The organism is Bordetella petrii, assembly GCF_020991325.1.
Taxonomy (GTDB): domain Bacteria; phylum Pseudomonadota; class Gammaproteobacteria; order Burkholderiales; family Burkholderiaceae_B; genus Bordetella_A; species Bordetella_A petrii_E.
Genome location: NZ_JAJMLX010000390.1, coordinates 1 through 3266, shown reverse-complemented (window position 1 = coordinate 3266; position 3266 = coordinate 1). Strand labels below are relative to the sequence as shown.

Annotated in this window: 5 protein-coding genes; 4 read left to right on the top strand and 1 reads right to left on the bottom strand. The window is 69.0% G+C overall.

Annotation, left to right across the window (positions count from 1 at the left end; translation table 11 throughout):
• The 3 genes from LPZ50_RS23445 to LPZ50_RS23435 all read left to right on the top strand — a co-directional run.
• Positions 1-762: hydantoinase/carbamoylase family amidase (locus tag LPZ50_RS23445; protein WP_230665267.1), on the top strand; the 762-nt coding region annotated here is incomplete at its 5' end.
• Positions 763-841: 79 nt separating this feature from the next.
• Positions 842-1177 (top strand): thioredoxin family protein, encoded by a 336-nt coding sequence (locus LPZ50_RS23440; protein WP_230665266.1) that lies wholly within the window; start codon positions 842-844, stop codon positions 1175-1177.
• Positions 1178-1181: 4 nt separating this feature from the next.
• Positions 1182-2123 carry a DMT family transporter gene (locus LPZ50_RS23435; protein WP_230665265.1) on the top strand — a complete coding sequence of 314 codons (942 nt, stop codon included), beginning with the start codon at positions 1182-1184 and terminating at the stop codon, positions 2121-2123.
• 8 nt (positions 2124-2131) lie between these two features.
• Here the strand turns inward: LPZ50_RS23435 and LPZ50_RS23430 are convergent, their stop codons facing one another.
• Positions 2132-2854 (bottom strand): GNAT family N-acetyltransferase, encoded by a 723-nt coding sequence (locus LPZ50_RS23430; protein ID WP_230665264.1) that lies wholly within the window; start codon positions 2852-2854, stop codon positions 2132-2134.
• A 66-nt stretch (positions 2855-2920) separates the two neighbouring features.
• Here LPZ50_RS23430 and LPZ50_RS23425 point away from each other — a divergent pair.
• On the top strand, positions 2921-3266 hold a 346-nt coding region (locus LPZ50_RS23425; protein WP_230665263.1), incomplete at its 3' end, for a GntR family transcriptional regulator.

Below are 3266 nucleotides of genomic sequence, written 5' to 3'. Positions count from 1 at the left end.
CGCCGCATCGGCGGCGACCCGGCGGCCCTGCAGGCGCCGCTGCGGCAGGCGGGCGATACGGCCGCCTTCGTGGAGCTGCACATCGAACAGGGCCCGGTGCTGGAAAGCCGCCAGTTGCCCATCGGCGTGGTCACCCATATCGTGGGCATCCGCCGCGTGCAGATCACCGTGACGGGCCAGCCCGACCATGCCGGCACCACACCCATGGACATCCGCCGCGACGCGCTGGTGGGCGCCGCCCGCCTGATCGACGCCGCCAACCGGCAGGCCAGCCAACTTAGCGGCAAGCCGCATTATGTCGTGGCCACCGTCGGCCGCATCGAGATCACGCCCAATGCCGCCAATGCGGTGCCCGGCTGCGCGCAACTGACCCTGGAAGTGCGCAGCGACAGCGACGCCGTACTGGACTCTTTCCCGGAAACCCTGATGGCGGAACAGGCCGATGGCCTGGCCGAGCTGCGCCTGCAGGCCTCGATGGCGCCGCTCAGCCGCGCCCACCCGACGGCGTGCTCGCCCCTGGTGATGCAGGCGATCGAAACCGCCGCGGGCCGCCTGGGCTATGCGTCCATGCATTTGCCCAGCGGGGCCGGGCACGATGCCGTGTACATGGCGCCCACCGGGCCGATCGGCATGGTGTTCATTCCGTGCCTGGGCGGGCGCAGCCATTGTCCGGAAGAGTGGATCGAGCCCGCGCAACTGCTGGATGGCACGCGGGTGCTGTACGACACGGTGCGGGAACTCGACGGCGCGCTGTCGCGCTGATATCGCGGCGGCCCCTGCGGGGGGCCGCCGAATGCGCTATCGTCCGACCTTCCCCATACCGACCACCAGGGCCCGGCCCATGCAGCAGATCGACCTGACCGACAGCACCGCCGACCGCTACCTGCTCGATGCGCCGGGACTGTCGCTGCTGGCTTTCCACAGCCGCACCTGCGGCACCTGCAAAGTGGCGCGCGAGCAACTGCCGCAACTGGACCTGCCGGTAGACCGGCTTTGCTGGATAGACGCCGGCGACAACGGCGGGCTGGTGGAACGCTACGAAGTTTTTCACCTGCCCGCCTTGTTCCTGACGCGCGACGGCGCATTCTATGGCCCGGTCAACGCCTCGCTGGCCGAATGGGACCTGCGCCAACAAATCAGCCTGGCACTGGACAGCTATCCGGCCGAGCTTCCCTGAAGCCATGGCGCCCGCCACCCGCCTGCCGCTGGACACCCGGGCCACCGCGCTGATGGTGCTGCTGTGCCTGTGCTGGGGGTTCCAGCAGATCGCCATCAAGCTGGTGGCGGCCGATATTTCCCCCACGCTGCAGATCGGCATGCGGTCGGCTTTCGCCGCCATCGTGCTGGCTGTCCTGGTGCTGCGCCGCGAAGGCCTCGCGGCCTTTACCGACGGCACGCTGGCGCCGGGCCTGCTGGCCGGAATATTGTTCGCCGCCGAATTCCTGCTGGTGGCGCAAGGCCTGCTGTACACCACCGCTTCCCATATGTCGGTGTTCCTGTACACGGCCCCCATCTTCACCGCGCTGGGCCTGCACCTGGCCCTGCCCGAAGAACGCCTGCGGCCGCTGCAGTGGCTGGGTGTGCTGACCGCCTTTGCCGGCATTGCCGTAACCTTCCTGGGACGCGGCGAGCAGATCGACGCTCCTGCCATGCTGCTGGGCGACCTACTGGGCATTCTGGCCGGCGCGGCATGGGGCGCCACCACCGTGGCCATCCGCAAATCCCGCCTGTCCGAGGCGCCCGCCACCAAGACGCTGCTATATCAGATGGCCGTGGCCGGCGTGGCGCTGCCGCTGTTCGCCTGGGCCGCCGGCCAGGGCGCGCCCGTGTTTTCCCGCGCCGCCATGGCCAGCATGGCGTTCCAGACCCTGGGGGTGGCATTGTTCAGCCTGCTGGTCTGGTTCTGGCTGCTGCGCCGCTACCTGGCCACGCGCCTGTCCATCCTGTCGTTCATGACCCCGCTGTTCGGCGTGGCCTTCGGCGTACTGATCCTGGATGAGCCGCTGGACGCCGCCTTTGCGGCCGGAGCCCTGCTGGTGCTGGGCGGCATCCTGATGGTCAGCGGCGCCGGCCTGCTGCAGGAAAAACTGGCCCGGCACCGGGCCCCGCCCGCACCGCGCTGAGCTGGCCTTCAGCCCGCCGGCCGCGCCGCCGCGATCAGGTCCGCCAGCCGCTGCCGCTGCCGGCCCTGCGCATCGAAGTTGTCGGGTGCCAGCCATTGCTCCAGGCCGCTGCGTACCGCCGGCCATTCGCTGTCCAGAATAGAGAACCACGCGGTGTCGCGATTGCGGCCCTTGTACACCACGGCCTGGCGGAAAATGCCCTCGAACTGGAAACCCAGCCGCTGGGCGGCCGCGCGCGACGGCGCGTTCAGGCTGTCGCACTTCCATTCGTAGCGCCGGTAGCCCAGTTGGTCGAAGGCGCGGCGCATCAACAGATACTGGGCCTCGGTGGCGGCGGGCGTGCGCTTGAGCAGGCGTGAATACGCCACGCTGCCCACTTCGATCACCCCATTGGCCGGGTCGATGCGCATGGCCGCCAGGGTGCCCACGGCACGGCCGCTGGCCAGGTCGATCACCGCGAAATGCTGCGGGTCTTCAGATGCCTGCGCGCCGCGGGCATATTGCAGATAGCTGGCCTCGTCGGCAAACGGCCCCGCGTAGGTGTATGTCCAGTCGCTGCCGTCGGGCGTCTGGCTGAATGCGGCGTGCAATTGCGCGCCATGGCGCTCGGCATCCAGGGGCTCCAGGCGGCAATAGTGGCCCGCCATGGGCTCGCGCGGCGGACGCGGACGCGCGGTCCAGTTGGGAATGGGAAAGCCGACGGGCTGCTGCGGCGACGTAACGGTGGGCATGCTGGGTGTCCTTTTGAAGAGGCGGCATGAAAAGGCCGGCACCCCCTACACTAGCGGAATCGTGGCATGCTAAAAAGCACCATAAATAGCTTATTTCATGGTGCCATGGATATTCGCGCCACCCTGCTCGACAGCCAGCTGGCAGCGCCCGAAGGGCGCCAGACCTTGCAGCGGCAACTGCTGCAACGCCTGAAGCAATCGATTCTGGATGGCCGCCTGCCACCTGGCAGCCGCCTGCCGGCCTCGCGCGCGCTGGCCGAGCAATTGCGTATTTCGCGCAACACGGTGCTGCTGGCCTATGCGCAGTTGACGGCCGAAGGCTATGTGCGGGCAGACCGCCAGGGCACCCGCGTGGCGCCGTTGCCCGCCGCGCCTTCCGCGCGCCCTGCTGGCGCGGTGCCCAACGCGCCGG